The organism is Bradyrhizobium diazoefficiens, from assembly GCF_016612535.1.
Classification (GTDB): domain Bacteria; phylum Pseudomonadota; class Alphaproteobacteria; order Rhizobiales; family Xanthobacteraceae; genus Bradyrhizobium; species Bradyrhizobium diazoefficiens_C.
The window spans coordinates 1,024,379-1,041,039 of record NZ_JAENXS010000001.1 but is presented as its reverse complement, the minus strand read 5'-3'; the positions used below and the strand labels follow the sequence as shown (position 1 = coordinate 1,041,039).

19 protein-coding genes are annotated in these 16,661 nt (G+C 63.0%); 9 read left to right on the top strand and 10 right to left on the bottom strand.

Going from position 1 to position 16,661, the window contains the following annotated elements:
- Positions 1 to 103: 103 nt before the first annotated feature.
- Positions 104 to 1,021, bottom strand: coding sequence for a hypothetical protein (locus tag JJE66_RS04925; RefSeq protein ID WP_200512969.1), 918 nt, complete (start codon positions 1,019 to 1,021; stop codon positions 104 to 106).
- A 220-nt stretch (positions 1,022 to 1,241) separates the two neighbouring features.
- Positions 1,242 to 1,682, bottom strand: coding sequence for a nuclear transport factor 2 family protein (locus JJE66_RS04920; RefSeq protein ID WP_200512968.1), 441 nt, complete (start codon positions 1,680 to 1,682; stop codon positions 1,242 to 1,244).
- A 303-nt stretch (positions 1,683 to 1,985) separates the two neighbouring features.
- On the opposite strand from JJE66_RS04920, the gene JJE66_RS04915 reads away from it, so the two are divergent.
- Both JJE66_RS04915 and JJE66_RS04910 read left to right on the top strand, forming a co-directional pair.
- Positions 1,986 to 2,222, top strand: a complete 237-nt coding sequence (locus JJE66_RS04915; protein WP_200512967.1) for a hypothetical protein — start codon at positions 1,986 to 1,988, stop codon at positions 2,220 to 2,222.
- A 390-nt stretch (positions 2,223 to 2,612) separates the two neighbouring features.
- Complete coding sequence (locus JJE66_RS04910) at positions 2,613 to 2,999, top strand: hypothetical protein (protein ID WP_200512966.1); 387 nt, start codon at positions 2,613 to 2,615, stop codon at positions 2,997 to 2,999.
- Between the two features lie 77 nt (positions 3,000 to 3,076).
- Here the strand turns inward: JJE66_RS04910 and JJE66_RS38830 are convergent, their stop codons facing one another.
- Positions 3,077 to 3,484, bottom strand: coding sequence for a hypothetical protein (locus JJE66_RS38830; protein WP_409362825.1), 408 nt, complete (start codon positions 3,482 to 3,484; stop codon positions 3,077 to 3,079).
- Positions 3,433 to 3,879: a BglII/BstYI family type II restriction endonuclease gene (locus JJE66_RS38825; protein WP_210349638.1), complete on the bottom strand. Its 447-nt coding sequence runs from the start codon at positions 3,877 to 3,879 to the stop codon at positions 3,433 to 3,435. Before JJE66_RS38825 ends, JJE66_RS38830 begins: the two co-directional genes overlap by 52 nt.
- 132 nt (positions 3,880 to 4,011) lie before the next feature.
- Here JJE66_RS38825 and JJE66_RS04900 point away from each other — a divergent pair, with 132 nt between their 5' ends.
- Together JJE66_RS04900 and JJE66_RS04895 are read left to right on the top strand one after the other, a co-directional pair.
- On the top strand, positions 4,012 to 4,647 hold the full coding sequence (locus tag JJE66_RS04900) for an MT-A70 family methyltransferase (protein ID WP_200512965.1): 636 nt from the start codon (positions 4,012 to 4,014) through the stop codon (positions 4,645 to 4,647).
- Between the two features lie 175 nt (positions 4,648 to 4,822).
- Entirely contained in the window at positions 4,823 to 6,001 is a 1,179-nt protein-coding gene (locus tag JJE66_RS04895) for an AIPR family protein (RefSeq protein ID WP_200512964.1), read from the top strand.
- 76 nt (positions 6,002 to 6,077) lie between these two features.
- Here JJE66_RS04895 and uvrB read toward each other — a convergent pair whose 3' ends face one another.
- From uvrB to JJE66_RS04875, 4 genes are all read right to left on the bottom strand, one after another.
- On the bottom strand, positions 6,078 to 9,017 hold the full coding sequence (uvrB, locus tag JJE66_RS04890; protein WP_200512963.1) for an excinuclease ABC subunit UvrB: 2,940 nt from the start codon (positions 9,015 to 9,017) through the stop codon (positions 6,078 to 6,080).
- 93 nt (positions 9,018 to 9,110) lie between these two features.
- Complete coding sequence (locus tag JJE66_RS04885; RefSeq protein WP_200512962.1) at positions 9,111 to 9,341, bottom strand: hypothetical protein; 231 nt, start codon at positions 9,339 to 9,341, stop codon at positions 9,111 to 9,113.
- Positions 9,342 to 9,398: 57 nt separating this feature from the next.
- A complete protein-coding gene (locus JJE66_RS04880) occupies positions 9,399 to 9,626 on the bottom strand; it encodes a hypothetical protein (protein WP_027534256.1) in 228 nt (75 codons plus the stop codon).
- Between the two features lie 171 nt (positions 9,627 to 9,797).
- The gene (locus JJE66_RS04875) at positions 9,798 to 10,709 is read right to left on the bottom strand and encodes a LysR substrate-binding domain-containing protein (RefSeq protein WP_200512961.1); all 912 of its coding nucleotides are present in this window, start codon (positions 10,707 to 10,709) and stop codon (positions 9,798 to 9,800) included.
- Between the two features lie 270 nt (positions 10,710 to 10,979).
- Here JJE66_RS04875 and JJE66_RS04870 point away from each other — a divergent pair, with 270 nt between their 5' ends.
- The 4 genes from JJE66_RS04870 to JJE66_RS04855 all read left to right on the top strand — a co-directional run bounded on the left by JJE66_RS04870 (position 10,980) and on the right by JJE66_RS04855 (position 13,640).
- Complete coding sequence (locus JJE66_RS04870) at positions 10,980 to 11,759, top strand: sulfite exporter TauE/SafE family protein (protein ID WP_200512960.1); 780 nt, start codon at positions 10,980 to 10,982, stop codon at positions 11,757 to 11,759.
- The gene (locus JJE66_RS04865; RefSeq protein WP_200512959.1) at positions 11,756 to 11,986 is read left to right on the top strand and encodes a hypothetical protein; all 231 of its coding nucleotides are present in this window, start codon (positions 11,756 to 11,758) and stop codon (positions 11,984 to 11,986) included. Before JJE66_RS04870 ends, JJE66_RS04865 begins: the two co-directional genes overlap by 4 nt.
- Before the next feature lie 107 nt (positions 11,987 to 12,093).
- Positions 12,094 to 12,801, top strand: coding sequence for a glutathione binding-like protein (locus tag JJE66_RS04860; protein WP_200512958.1), 708 nt, complete (start codon positions 12,094 to 12,096; stop codon positions 12,799 to 12,801).
- 143 nt (positions 12,802 to 12,944) lie between these two features.
- A complete protein-coding gene (locus JJE66_RS04855) occupies positions 12,945 to 13,640 on the top strand; it encodes a glutathione S-transferase family protein (protein ID WP_200512957.1) in 696 nt (231 codons plus the stop codon).
- A 63-nt stretch (positions 13,641 to 13,703) separates the two neighbouring features.
- Here the strand turns inward: JJE66_RS04855 and JJE66_RS04850 are convergent, their stop codons facing one another.
- Both JJE66_RS04850 and JJE66_RS04845 read right to left on the bottom strand, forming a co-directional pair.
- Positions 13,704 to 14,528 carry an outer membrane protein gene (locus JJE66_RS04850; protein WP_200512956.1) on the bottom strand — a complete coding sequence of 275 codons (825 nt, stop codon included), beginning with the start codon at positions 14,526 to 14,528 and terminating at the stop codon, positions 13,704 to 13,706.
- A 244-nt stretch (positions 14,529 to 14,772) separates the two neighbouring features.
- Positions 14,773 to 14,973, bottom strand: a complete 201-nt coding sequence (locus JJE66_RS04845) for a hypothetical protein (protein ID WP_200512955.1) — start codon at positions 14,971 to 14,973, stop codon at positions 14,773 to 14,775.
- Positions 14,974 to 15,087: 114 nt separating this feature from the next.
- Between JJE66_RS04845 and JJE66_RS04840 the strand changes: the two genes are divergently transcribed.
- Positions 15,088 to 16,659 (top strand): DUF1800 domain-containing protein, encoded by a 1,572-nt coding sequence (locus tag JJE66_RS04840; protein WP_200512954.1) that lies wholly within the window; start codon positions 15,088 to 15,090, stop codon positions 16,657 to 16,659.
- Positions 16,660 to 16,661: the final 2 nt, after the last annotated feature.

Sequence of the window (16,661 nt, the reverse complement as noted above, 5' to 3'; positions counted from 1 at the left end):
CATCAGGGCGTTGGATTTTGACCGCAACGGGGCCGAGATGCGGCAAGGGCGGACCATTCGGGGGCTTTGACGTGGCGCATGGTTACGAGAGTCTAAAGAAGATTCACCAGCTCTTCTTGAAGCCTGCGGTCAGGCTCTTGTTGATCGCGCCCTGCGAGGTCTCGCCGACCGAGCCGGAGACAGTGACGTTGTCGAACAGCTTCTGCTCGGCGCCGACCTTGCGCAGCCATTTGTCGTCGGTGGTCGACATGGTCTGGCCGGCGGTGATGCTGGTGCCGGTGTCGGTAATGGTGACCTTGGCGGACTGGTCGGTCTCGTAATTGCGGGTGATGTGCCCGCCGACGCCGGGCAGCGCGGTGGTGCCCTGCTGGTTGACGCTGTAGCCGTTCTGAAGCGTCAGCGAATAGTCGTTCGACAGCGGCACCGACTTGGTGAGCGAGGCGCCAAGCCTGCTCTGCTCGGCGCCGGGATCGACGCGGGCCTCGACCGCGGTCTTATCCCAGACGGGGCCCGCGCCCGGCGCGGTCGCGGCGGCCCAGGCGCTGCCGGAGGATTGCGGCAGGTTGCCGCCATTGGCGGCTTTCTCCGCCAACAGCTCCGACATTGTGGTCGGCTCTTTCGCGACTGTCATGTCGGCGCCGATGCGGGTGTCCCAGAACGAGGAGACCGACTGCTTCACGGTCACGGCCGAGGAGCCGTTGGCGTTGGCGTTGGTCGACCAGTTCATGCCGTTATTGGCGGCGGCCTTCGCGCGCTTCTTGGCGGCGATGATGTCGTTGAGCGTGCCGGCGTCGATGGCGAGCTGGCTCCAGTCGAGCTTGTCGACATCGATGCCTTTGAGCACGTCGGGATCGTTGACGTCGGCGGTATCAGCGGCCTCGCTCTCCTCGTCAGGCGCGGTGGCGGTGGGGGCGGGGGAGAAGGGCGGAATGATCTGCGCCTGGGCCGTCAGCACCGAGCCGAAAATGAACGCGGCCGCCAGCGGCAGCCTGATCCAGCCAAAACCTGTCGAGAATTCCATTGCCTTGCCCGCAAGCCCAGTTCGCGCAGAGGATGCGGAACTATCGTTGCAAAATTGTGGCGCCAACGACACCCCAAATAACGAACCAACGGGCCGCGCGAAAGTCGCGCGCCCGATGACGAGCTTCTCCACGACGGCATCCGGCGGGGCTGGAGGCCGGAACGCGTCGCGGCAGCATCAATCGATCGGTCCCGAATTGCGGAGCCCGTTGGTGTCCCCTTCAGCCGACGCTGGTCATCTTTGGCAGATGAATGGCGCGGCCGAGTGCCTGCTCGACCAGGTCGAAGGTGTCGATCAGCACACGCATGTTGATGAGCCGGTCCGCCCTGAACTGAGCGAACTGCGCGACCCGCAAGCTGATCGGCTTGTCGGAATCGAGCGCCGTCAGCGAATAGCGCAGCATCGAGGAGGCGGAATCGACGCCGAGCATGATGCTCTCGCGCTCGAAGCGGCGAACGTGGAAATTGTCGGCGAGCTGGCGGATGACCTGGAGCACCGCCGCCTTGCCCTCGCGTGCGCCCAGGAACGGAAACATGTCGATCGGACCATAGATCGCCCACGCGACGTCCTCGTCGATCAGGGCCTCGATGTCCTCGAACTGCCGGTCGTTGATCGCGCGGTGCAACGCGCGCGAGAAACGCCAGAGGCTGTGCTCTGTCATTTGGGGCGTCCTGAAACTGGCTTGCAAAAAAACGAAAAACAACCCCATGCACAGTAGGCGCAGCGGGGTCGTTCAATTCATTGGTGTACGAACAAATACGGGATTTCGGCCAAAACGCAATTCACGTTTTCGCAATGCAGAATTGAATGCGTTTTGTGAGATTTACAATAGAACCCCGTATTTTACCGGTCCCGGCCCGCCGACCGGTGCAGCGCACGGCGCGCCTTGCCGTGCAGGGAGCACTGGAACCCGAACGCGCCCGCGCCCGTTGAGACGCCGACACCGCATCCGGAGACATCGACCATGAAATCCCCGCTCATCGCCATCGCCGCAGTACTTCTCATCTGTGGCGCGACATCCGCCGCCGATGCCAAGGGCTGCATCAAGGGCGCCATCGTCGGCGGCGTCGCCGGCCATTATGCCGGCCATCACGGCATGCTCGGCGCCGCCGCCGGCTGCCTCTACGGCAGGCACCACGCGAAAGAGCAGCAGGACAAGCAGCAGCAACAGAGCCAGGCGAACGGGCAGGGCAAGCTGTAAGTTCTCGTCATTTGGGCCGCGCGAAGCCGCGAATGCACCGGCGGTCGGCCCCCTCGCCCCGCGCGCGGCGGGGCAATGGCAAATGAGTGAACTTGGCGGGAAGCTTGCCTGCCGCCATCCTTCGAGACGCCCGCCTCCGGCAGGCCCTCAGGATGAGGAGGGAGCGCGCGGCCGCAGCTTCCACGGCACCGATGCCACTTAGCCTCATCCTGAGGAGACCGCGGAGCGGTCGTCTCGAAGGACGAGGCGCGCGCTCAGACCGCCGATAAGACGTCATATGCGATCGCCCTCCGCAAGCGGGACGAGGTGAAGAGCAGCCCGTGACCCATCTCACATCATCCGTCTCCCCCTGCGGCTAATTTCATCCGCATGTCATCAGGGAGACGTGCCATGGCCATCATCGCCGCCGCGAGAAAGCCCCGCCTGCACAATGCGCTCGAAGCCTTTGCGCTGACCGCGATCCTCCAGAGCTTCCCGACCTTCGCCACCGCCGCGCTGCTGCTCAAGCTGTTCGGCAACCGCGACCTCGTCGGCGACCCCGGCGTCGCCATCTTCGTCGTGTTGGCCTCGGCGGTTCATGCGGTGATCGCGGTGACGCTGGGGCCGATGGTCCCGGCGCTCGCCAGGCTGCTCTACGAGCCGAGTTTCTTCGATCCCGATTTGTCGCTCGCCGACAAGATCACGGAATGGCGCACCCATCCGGCAGCCTCGATGCAGCTCGTCGCGATCGTGCTGATGCTGTCGGTGATGGCGGTGGTGACGGCGAGCGTGGGGTGAGGGGTGCTCTCCACTCGTTATTCCGGGGCGCCCAAGCGGCGAGCCCGAAATCCATTATACCGCTGCAAAAAACCTGACTATTCGGCCGAGTACGCTTCTTGGGCGGCTTCCTCCAATAGGCGCTTCACCTCAATCTCGTCTTCGCCGAACGTCACCATCACATCGGGAAAGCCGATTAGCAGCAGCGGGCATGGATTACCGACGCCGCGTTGTACGCGGTCGTGCAGCTTGCCCCAGTGCGTTGTTGCGGCCCCGAACTTGTCACTGACAAAGTGATCCACCCAAGCTTCGCGAAATGGCACCGGATTCTTCTTGCGCGTGACCCGCTTCGTGACTTCTGCAATTTGTCGCTTTGTTCGGTTTAGGCCGATCCGCTCCATGTCGTCGTGGGAGTTCACCTGATGCTCGTCGACGAAACGTCTGACCAATCGTTTCATCGCAGCTTGCAGGCTGCTTCCTCGAGTGATGATGATACCGAGCGAAATGGCACCATCGGAATGAAGTCTCTTGAAGTTCTCGAGGTCGCGATCGAAGAATGGACCTTGTTGTTCCATTCGATCTCGAGGGCGATCGTGCCGGCGTTGAACGTTCTTACGTGATCGATTTCGTGTGATTGCGCTTCGCGCTGCACGCCATCGATAATCCGTTGGACGACAAAATTGTGCTTGCGCCACTCGTGAGCCGCGAGCGCTCTTCGGAGCCGCTGTGTGCCCTTTGTCTCGCCACCCCCGGATCCAATAATTTCTTCAATCGGAATGGTCGAAGCTTCAAGTACGCTTTCGAGCTGCTCGGCGACCTCCGGGAAGTCGACGCTGAGGATAGCTTGGGCATGTGAACGGAATTCGACTTCAAATCCCCGTTTTCTGAGGCGATCAAACATCTGCTCTCGCAGTCCCCTACGAATCTCAAATAATTATCCACTATCCATCTTGAGAACGTAACATGAACACGCTATTATGCGCCCTGCTTGGCGCGTATATCGCTGGACATGGCTAAGACCTTGGAGTCGCCGATGCTTTCCGCCGGTGAAGATTTGCTGCGCTTTGCCGCAGATCGACGATTTTCGACAATCCTAGCAGACCCTCCGTGGCAATTTACGAACAAGACCGGAAAGGTCGCCCCCGAGCACAAGCGCCTTTCGCGCTACGGGACGATGAAACTCGACGAGATCAATGCGTTGCCGGTGGCGGATATAGCCACTCCGACCGCGCATCTGTATCTTTGGTGCCCTAACGCGCTGCTGCCCGATGGGCTGGCCGTGATGAAGGCGTGGGGCTTCAATTACAAGTCCAACATCGTCTGGCACAAGGTCCGGAAGGACGGCGGCTCGGATGGACGTGGCGTGGGGTTCTATTTTCGAAATGTTACTGAAGTGATCTTGTTCGGGGTCCGCGGAAAGAATGCGCGCACGCTTGCTCCCGGACGTCGACAGGTGAACTTGCTTGCAACGCGGAAGCGTGAGCACTCGCGCAAACCGGATGAGCAGTACGATATTATCGAAGCTTGTTCGCCTGGACCGTTTGTTGAGCTTTTCGGTCGCGGCACCCGCAAGGGGTGGAAGACATGGGGTGATCAGGCGGCGGATTATAAGCCTACGTGGAACACGTATGCCAATCACTCGCAGGCGGGCTTAACCGCGGCGGAGTGACTCCCGCCAAGTCGAGATGCTTCTTCACGTATCTGATGTCTTTCGCCGTAAGGTTTAGTTTTCGGCGGCCATTGACTTACGCAAGAGTAAGTGCCACGTTCAACGGGCTTCTGTGAGCTTCGTGCGCAGCTGTGCACTGAAGGGATCCGCAGAGTGAAACCGAAAGGACACTGCAATGACCGCTGGTCATGGCACCGCTACTGGTGCGTTTAAACTTCCCTACAGCTTGATTCGAAACCTGACGTCGCCTGACGAAAAGGCGAACGGCGTGCAGACGTGGTTCGCAAACGTCAGCGCGCGGGATGTTCTCAAGATTGGAACAGAAGATAATTTGCGTTCCTACATAGCGGAGCATGCGCAGTCGAAACGTAATCCGGTACACAAGCAGATTCAGAATACGATTGAAAATTTGCCTGATCGGTTCATCAATCGTAACTCGGGAATCACCATTACATGTACCGACTGCGAGGTCGACGATTCTAAGAAAGCTGCTCACCTTAGCAATGCGAGCATCATCAATGGGGCTCAGACGCAAGGCGAGTTGAGGCGCTACCTGACGAGTGACGAAGGTGAAGATGCCGATTTCATGGTGCGCGTTGAAATCATCATGGAGCCTGCTCACGATCAGATTGTAGAAATTGCTATCGCCCGAAACACAGCGACTTCGGTCAAAAGCGTTTCACAGGCGGGAGCTCGAGGCTACCTAACCGAACTGAAAACGTCGGTCGAAGGTGCGCTGCCAGGCGAAACCCTGCAGATGAGTGAAACCGATACCGCCGGCCTCAATACCCAGGCAGTATTGCAGTGGTCCCGGCTACTGATGCCGCAAAAGATGCTCGGAGCCGGCGCACCGCGAAATTTCGCGTACAAGCAAGGCGGCAAGTGCCTTACTGACTTCAGCAATTGGGCATCCAACGTAAAGTCTGATGCTGCAATGAAGAAAATGTATGACTTCACTGTTCAAATCGGCCCCATTGGTATTTGCGAATATCGCTATTGGGAGCAGCATGAAGGTTGGAATGGTCATCGGCTTCACGAATACGGAAAGAGAAGCGATAAGCCACACGGTGGGCGCCCGATAAAGCGCGACAAAACCAGTGGGAAGGTCGTATGGGTCGCGCCGGGGATCCTTTTTCCTATTATGTCCGCGTTAAGTGCGTTTGTTCGCCAAAAAAATGGCAAGTGGCTGCTGGAAAAGCCCAAACTCTTCAAAGAAGAAGAGTTAATTCGGCGAGCTGTCCAGCAATTCCGAGCTTTGGATCGGGATGTAGCCGTGATGGGTCGCAGTGAGGCAGCTTATGACGCCCTGAGCATCTACACCGAGACCATTGCTACCGTTTTGGCTGATAAATAGACGCAAAGATGGGGCGGTGTGTTTCGCCGCCCCATTTTTGGCAGATGTTTCGGCTGCTGCAATCAACTTAACGGCCCTACCTCTTCTTCCACCCACCCCGATGCCCCGGCGTCCCTCCGCTTGACCGCGGCGCTGGCCCGAACTCCGGCCCCGACTGCTTTGAGTCGGTCGGCTGGATGATCCGGCTCGTGCCGCCGAACGGCTTTGACGGCAGCGTCGCGCTCTCGCGATAGGGCAGCGATTCCGGGCCATGCATCTCGTCGAGATGCGGCTTGTGCACCTTCGAGCCGCTGCCGCCGCCGCCGCTCGCTTTCAGCGCCGAGCTCACGGTCTTCTTCTTCATCGCGTTGACCGGCAGGTTTGCCGCGTCGCCGTATTTCTTCGCACCCGCATAGGCGCCGGCCTTGCCTGCGACCGCGCGTTGCTTGACGGTGGGGTCGTCGACCACGGCGAGCTCGGTAGCGCGCAGGCGCTTGACTTCGTCGCGCAGGCGGGCGGCTTCCTCGAAGTTCAGATCGGCGGCGGCCTCGCGCATGCGGGTTTCGAGATCGCCGAGCACGGCTTCGAAATTGTGGCCGATCGAGATGATGTCGTCGGTCATGTCGTGGCCGCCGACCTCGACCAGCACGTGGTCGCGCTCATAGACGGAGTTGAGGATGTCGCCGATCTGCTTCTTCACGCTCTCCGGCGTGATGCCGTTGGCGGTGTTGTACTCGACCTGCTTTTCGCGGCGGCGGTTGGTCTCGGCAATGGCGCGCTCCATCGAGCCCGTCATCTGGTCGGCATAGAGGATCACCTTGCCGTCGACGTTGCGCGCGGCGCGGCCGATGGTCTGGACCAGCGAGGTTTCGCTGCGCAAAAAGCCTTCCTTGTCGGCATCGAGAATGGCGACCAGCGCGCATTCGGGAATGTCGAGGCCCTCGCGCAGCAAATTGATGCCGACCAGCGCGTCGAAGGCGCCGAGGCGCAGATCCCGGATGATCTCGATGCGCTCGATGGTGTCGATATCAGAGTGCATGTAGCGGACGCGAATGCCCTGTTCGTGCAGATATTCGGTGAGGTCCTCCGCCATGCGCTTTGTCAGCACCGTGATCAGCGAGCGGTAGCCGGCCTGGGCCGTGGCGCGCACCTCGCCGACGAGATCGTCGACCTGAGTGCGGGCGGGGCGGATGTTGACCGGAGGATCGATCAGCCCGGTCGGGCGGATGACCTGCTCGACGAACACGCCGCCGCTCTCGTTCAGCTCCCAGCCGCTCGGCGTTGCCGATACCGCGACCGTCTGCGGCCGCATCATGTCCCATTCCTCGAAACGCAGCGGGCGGTTGTCCATGCAGGAGGGCAGGCGGAAGCCGTATTCAGCCAAGGTCGCCTTGCGACGGAAGTCGCCGCGGAACATGCCGCCGATCTGCGGCACGGTGACATGGCTTTCGTCGGCGAACACCAGCGCGTTGTCGGGCACGTATTCGAACAGCGTCGGCGGCGGCTCGCCGGGGCGGCGTCCCGTCAGATAGCGCGAATAGTTCTCGATGCCGGCGCAGCTGCCAGTCGCCTCCATCATCTCGAGGTCGAAGGTGGTGCGCTGCTCCAGCCGCTGCGCTTCCAAAAGGCGGCCCTGGTCGTGGAGCTGGTCGAGCCGCATCTTCAATTCGGATTTGATCGACTTGATCGCCTGCACCAGCGTCGGGCGCGGCGTCACATAGTGCGAATTGGCGTACATCTTGATGAATTCGAGCTCGTCTTGCTTATGGCCGGTGAGCGGATCGAACTCCTCGATGGTCTCGATGGTGTCGCCGAACAAATTCACGCGCCAGGCGCGGTCCTCATAGTGTGCCGGAAAGATGTCGATGACGTCGCCGCGCACGCGGAAAGTGCCGCGGGTAAAATCGGCCTGGGTGCGCTTGTATTGCAGCGCGACGAGATCGGCGATCAGCTGGCGCTGGTCGATGCGCTCGCCCTTCTTCAGCGCGAAGGTCATCGCGGTGTAGGTCTCGACCGAGCCGATACCGTAGATGCAGGACACCGAGGCGACGATGATGACGTCGTCGCGTTCGAGCAGCGCGCGCGTCGCCGAGTGGCGCATGCGGTCGATCTGCTCGTTGATCGAGGAATCCTTCTCGATATAGGTGTCGGTGCGCGGAACATAGGCTTCCGGCTGATAGTAGTCGTAGTAGCTGACGAAGTACTCGACGGCGTTATCGGGGAAGAAGCTCTTGAACTCGCCATAGAGCTGGGCGGCCAGCGTCTTGTTCGGCGCCAGGATCAGGGCCGGGCGCTGCGTCTTCTCGATCACCTGCGCCATGGTGTAGGTCTTGCCCGAGCCGGTGACGCCGAGCAGCACCTGGGTGCGGTCGTTACGCTGGATGCCCTCGACCAGCTCGGCGATCGCGGTCGGCTGGTCGCCGCGCGGCTCATAGTGGGACTTGAGCTCGAAGCGCACGCCGCCTTCGGATTTTTCCGGGCGCGGCGGCCGATGCGGCGTCCACACATTCAGGGAGCCATCATCCTTGCGGAACTCCGGACGGCCCTCGCGGATCAGGGATTCCAGCGCTTCGGCCGTGGCCTTGACGCCGAGCGCCTCCATCTTGCTGCGCGGCGGCCGCGCCAGCGCCTCGGCGTCGTCTTCCTCGGTGGGAAGGCCGAGTTGGCGGGCCAGTTCGGGATCGAGTGTCGGGATCGTGGCGGAGGTTCCGTAGTTGGCCTGCGGGCCCTCGTCCAGCCCGCCTCCCGCGCGCGGGGGAGGGTTGGGAGGGGATGGAAAATCCTTTGGCGTCGACGCGCGCGCCCGATGCGCGGCGGCCTCGCCGCCGGCGCGGCGGTCGCGCGAATTGTCCGGCGGCGGCCGTAGCCCGGTGCCCGAGCCCATGCCGGCATCGCCGCGATTGATCGCGGGATTGAGCAGTTCGGCCAGCGCCGGCCCGATCGGCCGCACGTCAGGCCGGTGCGCCTTCGAGTTGGGAGCCTTCGAGGTCGATGTCTTGGATTTGGGGGATTTTGGGGGAGCAGGTTTCTTCGCCATGCTCCGAATATGGGACGAGTCCGCCGCTCAGAAAAGGGCGAAAGCCGGCCTGTGCGCAGGCTGCTGACAGCAGGTTGGCAGCAGGCCTTGCTCTCACGCCGCCGGCAGCGGCCCGTCGCCGTCCACGACCGTCAGGCGCGGCTCGAGGATGTCGAGATGGATCCCGCCGCAATCGGTGCAGCGCATGGTCCAGTACTCGCACCCGGCGCGGCCGCCGATCACACGCAACACCGTGAGATCGCCATCGCATTCCGGGCATATTGCCAGCACCTTGCGCGAATAAATTCTCGGCTGCGGAGCGTCTTCGAATTCGATGACTGACATGAACCTGTCCCCCTGTTGCGCCGCGCTGTCGCTCGGTCCTGTTGCCGTCTCGCAGGCTTACTCGTCGTCGCTGTCGTCGGCGCGCCGGCGGAAGCGATCGATGTGATGCTTGGCGTCGGCGATCGCAGCGTCCGGATCGGGCCAGGCGAAGCCGACTTCCATGGCCGGGAACAGCACGCCGTCGATGGCAACCGGGCTGAAATCGGCGCGCCGGATCCGGGCGTGCCACAGTCCCTTGCCAGCTTCGAAGGATTCGATGTCAAAGCCGTCGTAGAGGGTCGTCATTGGTAGTCCCCAAATGCTCTTGTCGGAGGGTTAGAGGACCACGTTTGCGGATTTCGGACTGTGAAGCCGTTCACAAGCCGCCGGCTTTTTCACCCGATCGGGTGAGGGGCAGAGCGTTTTCGAGCGAAGTGGATACCGGTTCGCGTGAAGAAAACGCGTCAAAACGAGATTCTAACCCCGTCCGGCGCGTCCGAGCCGCCGCGGGCGGGCCGCGGGTTCCGCCGCCACCCGCATGATCCAGCGCCGGAACGCGGCAAAGTCGCGCTGTTCGGTCTGGAAACTGCGGTAGAGCAGGTACCAGCGCATGCCCTTGGGCACCGAGAGGTCGAATGGCGCCACCAGCCGGCCGGCGGCGAGATCGTCGTCGATATAGGGCCGGATGCCCATGGCGATGCCGAGCCCGTCGGCGGCGGCTTGGAGTGCCTGGCCGTAGAACTGGAACTCGGGACCGCGCGCATTGATGCGCGTGACGCCTGCGGCCTTGAGCCAGATTGGCCAGTCCTCCGGCGAATGCGTGACGCGGATCAGGCCGGGCCCCTTGAGGTCGGCCGGCCGCTTCAGTCCGTTGGCAAGACGGGGCACGCAGACCGGCGTCAAATCGCCTGCGAACAAGGGTTCAGCCACGAGCCCGGGCCAGTCGCCGGTGCCAAGCTTGATGCCGCAACTCCAGTCCTCGCCGAACGGCACCTCGGCGCCGCCGGTGGTGAAGCGCACCTCGATGTCGGGCTCCTCGTTGCGAAAATCCGACAGCCGCGGGATCAGCCAGCGCATCGCAAAAGTGTGGCCGACGCCGATGGTGAGCACGCGCACGCTGGACGGCGCCGTCACCTGCGCGGTGAGGCTCGCGAGCGCATCGAAGATCGGCGTCAGTCCGTTCTGATAGGCGCGCCCCGCCTGCGTCAGCACCAGTCTGTTGGCCTTGCGCGCGAACAGCGCCACGCCGAGCCGCTCTTCCAGCAGATGCACCATGCGGCTGACGGCGGCCGCCGACACGCTGAGCTCGACGCCTGCCGCAGCAAAGCTGCCGGTCCGCGCCGCCGCCTCGAATGCCTTGATGCCGTTGAGAAAGAGCAGCCGCCGCAAACGCAAGACCCTCAGGAAAGCTGATGCCAGGCCAAGATAACTCAGTTTGCGCAGAAGGGGCAAGCGAGGCACGCTCTCTTCGCCTCTCCCCGCGTGCGGGGAAGAGGCCGGAATTTGCGACAGCAAATTCCGGGTGAGGGGGACTCTCCGCGAGTCCGTCTCGCACCGTCCCCGTTGAGACTCCCCCTCATCCCACCCTCTCCCCGCAAGCGGGGCGAGGGAGCGAAGCAGCTTGCGCCCCTTACGCGCCCACCACCGGAGAATTCCTTCGTGACATCAATTATGATCGCTGCCCTTGGATTGCTGATGGTCGCCACTGCATTCTTGTCGGGGCTGTTCGGCATGGCGGGCGGGCTGATCCTGATCGGCGTGTTGCTGGCCTTGATGCCGCTGCCGACCGCGATGGTGCTGCATGCGATCACGCAGATGGCCTCGAACGGCTGGCGCGCCCTGCTGTGGCGGGCGCATATCCGCTGGCGGCCGGTCGCGAATTATATGGTCGGCGCTGCCATCGCGCTCGGGGCGTGGTCGCTCACCCGCTACGTGCCGGACAAGCCGACGGCGTTGTTCTTGCTGGGTGCCACGCCGTTCATGGCGCGGCTGCTGCCTTCGAATATCAAGCCTGATCCCGATAGCCTCTGGCAGGGCACCGCCTATGGCACGATCTGCATGGGCTTGATGCTGATGACCGGCGTCTCCGGACCGCTGCTCGACACCTTCTTCCTCGGTGGCAATTTCGGCCGGCGCGAGAAAGTGGCGACCAAAGCGATGTGCCAGCTCGTCAGCCACTTCACCAAGCTGATCTATTTCGGCGGCGTGATCGACCAGGCCGCCACGCTCGATCCCGTGCTTGCCGGCGTCGCGATTCTCGCCTCGATGTTCGGCACCACGCTGGCGCGGCGCCTGCTCGAAGCCATGACCGACCAGCAATTCATTGCCTGGTCGAACAAGCTGATTACCACCATTGCCTGCTACTACATCGCCTATGGCGGCTGGTTGCTGCTTCGCACGCCGGTACTGGCTGCCTTCGACAAGGGAGGTTTGCAATGAGCGAGACGGCCGACCCGCTGGTGCTGGACTTCGTCGAATGGGTCGCGCGCGAGCCGCGCGCCTATGCCGAGGTGATCTCGACCTGGAAGACCTCCTGCCCGCGTCTCACGATCTGGGAGGACGCCGCGGATCGCGGGTTCGTCGCGCGCGAGACGCTGCCGGGCATCGGCCTGACCATCGCGGTGACCGCGGATGGCGAGAGGCTGTTGCGCGCGCACGGGCGATGACCTCACGCGCCCGTCATTGGCAAGACCATTGACTTGAGGCGGGCCCGGCGCGAGCTTCATGCAGCCGCATCTTCTTGCGAAAACCTTCCAGCCCGGGACATCCAGCCATGATCGATCTGTATTATTGGACCACGCCGAACGGCCACAAGATCACGATGTTCCTCGAGGAGACCGGCCTGAACTACAAGGTGATCCCGATCAACATCGGCAAGGGCGAGCAATTCAAGCCCGAGTTCCTGGCCGTCGCGCCGAACAACCGCATTCCGGCAATGGTCGATCACGAACCGAAAGGCGGCGCCAAGCCGCTGTCGATGTTCGAATCCGGCGCCATGCTGCTCTATCTCGCCGAGAAGACCGGCCGGTTTCTCCCGACCGATCTCTACGCGCATTACGACGTCATTCAGTGGGTTTTCTGGCAGATGGGCGGCCTCGGCCCGATGGCCGGCCAGAACCATCACTTCCGCAATTATGCGCAGGAGAAGATTCCTTACGCGATCGACCGCTACGTCAACGAGACCAATCGCCTCTACGGCGTGCTCAACAAGCGTCTCGCCGATCGCGAATTCGTCGCCGGCGACTATTCGATCGCCGACATGGCGTCCTACCCCTGGGTGGTGGGCCATGCCAATCAGGGCCAGAACATCGACGACTTCCCGCATCTGAAGCGCTGGTTGGAGGCCATCCGCGCCCGTCCCGCCACCGAGCGCGCCTACGCGCTGGCGAAAGAGATCAATCCGAACTTCGGCAAGCCCGCGATCCGCACCGACGAGGAGCGCAAGATTCTGTTCGGGCAGACGGCGTCGGTGGTGCGATAAGTTCAATTTCTCCGTGATGGCCGGCTTGTCCCGGCCATCACGCGTTGCCGCGCGTAGGGAAGACGTGGATGCCCGGGACAAGCCCGGGCACGACGACTGAAATTGTTGTACACGGTTGCTTCCATAATGACGGAACACTTGCCATGTCGCTCAAACTCTTCGAACTCGTCGGCACCGACGCCGCGCGTCCCTTCAGCCCCTATTGCTGGCGCACGCGGATGGCGCTGGCGCATAAGGGGCTGACGGCGGAATCGCTGCCCTGGCGCTTCACCGAGAAGAGCACGATCGCGCCGCACGGCTCAGAGAAGGTGCCGGTGCTGCTGCATCATGACGAACCGGTGGTCGATTCCTGGGCGATCGCGAACTATCTCGAAGACAATTTTCCGGACCGGGCGTCGCTGTTCGGCGGCGAGGGCGGCCGCGCCATGGCGCGCATGCTCAATGCATGGGGCGACATCGCCATCGTCGGCGGCATTTTTCCACTGATCATCGCCGACATCCCAAAGAATCTCGCCGAGGTCGACGCCACCTATTTCCGCCAGTCGCGCGAGGCGCGGTTCGGCAAGTCCCTGGAAGAAGTCCAGGCCAGCCGCGACACCGGCATTGTCGCGTTCCGCAAGTCGCTGGAAGTGATGCGGCAGACGTTCAAGACGCAGCCCTTCATCGGCGGCAGCGCGCCGAACTATGCCGACTACATCGTGTTCGGCGGCTTCCAATGGGCGCGCGTGGTGAGCCCGTTCAAGCTGCTCGAGGCCGATGATCCGGTTTATGCATGGCGCGAAAAACTGCTCGACGCGTTCGACGGCATGGCGCGAAAGTCGCCGGGGTTTCCGATTTAGCTGATCGCAGGGCGGTGGGGTTAGCCGGAGGCATAGCCCGACGTCCCGTCGTGCGGCTTTGCGTCAGAACTTGTAGGCGAGGCCGACGCGCCCGATGTCGCTGTGCAGCTTGGTCGAGACGTTGAAGGTGGCGGTGTTGAGGTTGCCGGTCGTGACCAGGCCGGAGGTCGAGACGGAGCCGAGGTCGACATGCAGGTACTCCGCGCTCAGCACCCAGTGCGGGGTGACCGCATAGTCGACGCCGGCGCCAACAGTCCAACCGACCCGGGTCTGGCTCACGGCGGCGGCCTCGAATTCGAAGCCGGCCCCGCGCGGCGAGAAGCCCACATAGGTGTTCGAATATTTGACGTCGCCGACGGCGAGACCGCCGGTGACGTAGAACAGCGCCGTGTTGACCGCATAGCCGAGGCGTGGGCGAATAGTCGCAAGCCAGTTGGTCGAGACGCTGGTGGAGAATGCCGCGGAGCCGGCGCCGAAGGCCAGGAACGGATTGCCGGCCGTTGCGGCTGTCTTGTTGAAGTGGAACCACGAAATGTCGCCTTCGAGCCCGGCGACGAAGCTGCCCCATTGCTGATTGTACCCGGCCTTGGCGCCGACGATCGCATTGGTGGCCGACAGGCCTGGTGAACCAAGTGCACTCAGGCCGGGAATGTCGGCCGGGAGATACAGCGGAGACGCCCCATTCACGATGCTGAGACTCGGATCGGCCTTGGTCCAACCCGCACCGGCCGTCCCGCCGACGTAGAAACCGGTCCAGCTGAACGGCGCGACCGCCGGGGCGGCCTTGTAGACAGGTGCCCGCATGTCGGCCGCCGACGCGGCAGTGACTGACAGCATTCCGCCCATAGCGGCCAGCAGCGCAAATCTGATGAAGCCGGTCTGTGCCATGAAAAATCCCCAACGATAAAATCTCAGGTAGAAAAACTAGCAAAAGTCTCGCCTGTTTGAGGTGACTGAAATGTCACGCTCTACCTCATTTATCGCGGCTCCCAGCGCCGCCGAGACCGGCGCGATCATGCTTGTAACGACGCAACAGAGATGGACGCGACAGAGATGTTACGAAATTGCGGGTTCCCGCCCGCAAGCCACATGGAAGTCTAAGAGCGACGTCAATACGCCACGAGCGCTGAGGCTACTTCGCCGCTTCCGCCGCCTCGCGCAGACAATTCCGGCACCGGCAGTCCTCGTGATCGACGGGCATCGGCAGGCGCGCCGCTTCCTCGGCGCACCAGCAGTCCGCCGACAGCCCGCAGCCGAATTCGGTGCCGCACCGGGAACAGGCGAGGCGGCGCGGGGCCGGTTGCGTGAGCGTGATTTCTTTCGGATTTGTCATGATTTACGTCGAAGCTTTGCCGTCATTTTCATGTCGGGTTCATCTGTCGCTGCGGTATATTAGACGCCGCACGCAGACCAGGGAAGCGGTTGGCAACGTGCGAAGGACACATCGATGGCCCGCGATTCGCAAGCCGCCCTCGTCGCGCTGAACCGCTTCGGCTTCGGCGCCCGCGGCGGAGCATCCGGCGATCTCATCAATGCGGCCTCCGATCCCCGAGGCTTCGTCAAGGCGGAACTGGCGCGCCCCTCAGGCGTGCTGCTGGAGGCGCCGGGCCTGCAATCGACGCCGCAGCTCGGTCAGGCCGTGTTCGCCTATCAGGACCAGGTCAAGCAGGCGCGCGAGGCAGCCAAGGCCGCCACGCCCGCTGAAGCGCCTCCGCAGGCGCCGGCCGATCAGAAGCCAGGGCTGCGCCGCAATCTCTCGCTGAATATGGTCGCGACCGAGATCGCCGGCCAGATGGCCGAGGCAAAACCTGCCGACAACAAGCCCGCCGACGCTGCGATGAAGCCCGACGGCATGCAGCCCAATGCCGCCGCGCCGGTTGCCGCAAAGCCGTCGCCGCAACCCCTCAACGTAATCCAGAATACCTTTCGCGCCGAGGCCCTGGCGCGGTTGCAGCGCGCGATGATGGCTGATTGCGGCTTCACCGAGCGCCTGGTGGCGTTCTGGTCCAATCATTTCTGCATCTCCGCGAGCAAGGGCGAGCTGGCGCGGATGTGGGCCGGCGCGTTCGAGCGCGAGGCGATCCGTCCGCACGTGCTCGGCCGCTTCGCCGACATGCTGAAAGCGGTCGAGCAGCATCCGGCGATGCTGTTCTTCCTCGACAACCAGCAATCGCTCGGACCGGATTCGCGCGCAGGCCAGAACCGCAAGCGCGGGCTGAACGAAAATCTCGCGCGCGAGATCATGGAGCTGCATACGCTCGGCGTCGGCGGCGGCTATACGCAGGAGGACGTCACCTCGCTCGCGCGCATCATCACCGGCTGGACTTTTGCCGGCCGCAAAGGTCAGCTCGGGGCGCCCGGCTCATTCGCGTTCAACGCCAATGCGCACCAGCCGGGGCCGCAAGCGCTGCTCGGCAAGACCTATGAGGCGACCGGCCTGGCGCAGGGCGAGGCTGCACTGGCCGACATCGCGCGGCATCCTTCGACTGCGACTTTCATCGCCACCAAATTTGTCCGGCACTTCATCGCCGACGATCCGCCGCCGACGCTGGTTGCGCGGCTGCGCGATGTCTTCGTCAGGACCGACGGCGACCTCAAGGCGCTCGCCACGGCCCTGGTCGATTCCAACAAGGCCTGGCAGGCGCCGCTGACCAAGATGCGCTCGCCTTACGATTTCCTGGTCGCGAGCGGCCGGTTGCTCGCGCGCGTGCCGGAGGATCCCGGCTTCTATCTCAACAGTCTGAACCTGCTCGGTCAGCCCTTGTGGACACCCGCGGGGCCTAACGGCTTTCCCGACACCGCCGCCGCCTGGGCCGCGCCGGAGGGCATCAAGCTCCGGCTCGATATCGCCTCGCAGATGGGCGCGCGGCTTGGCAACAACATCGATCCGCGCGATCTGCTGGAATTCGCCGCCGCCGACGCGGCGTCGGTTGAAACCCGGCGGACCATCGAGCGCGCGGAATCGCGCCAGCAGGCACTGGCGTTGTTGCTGATGTCGCCGGAATTGCAGAGGAGATGATG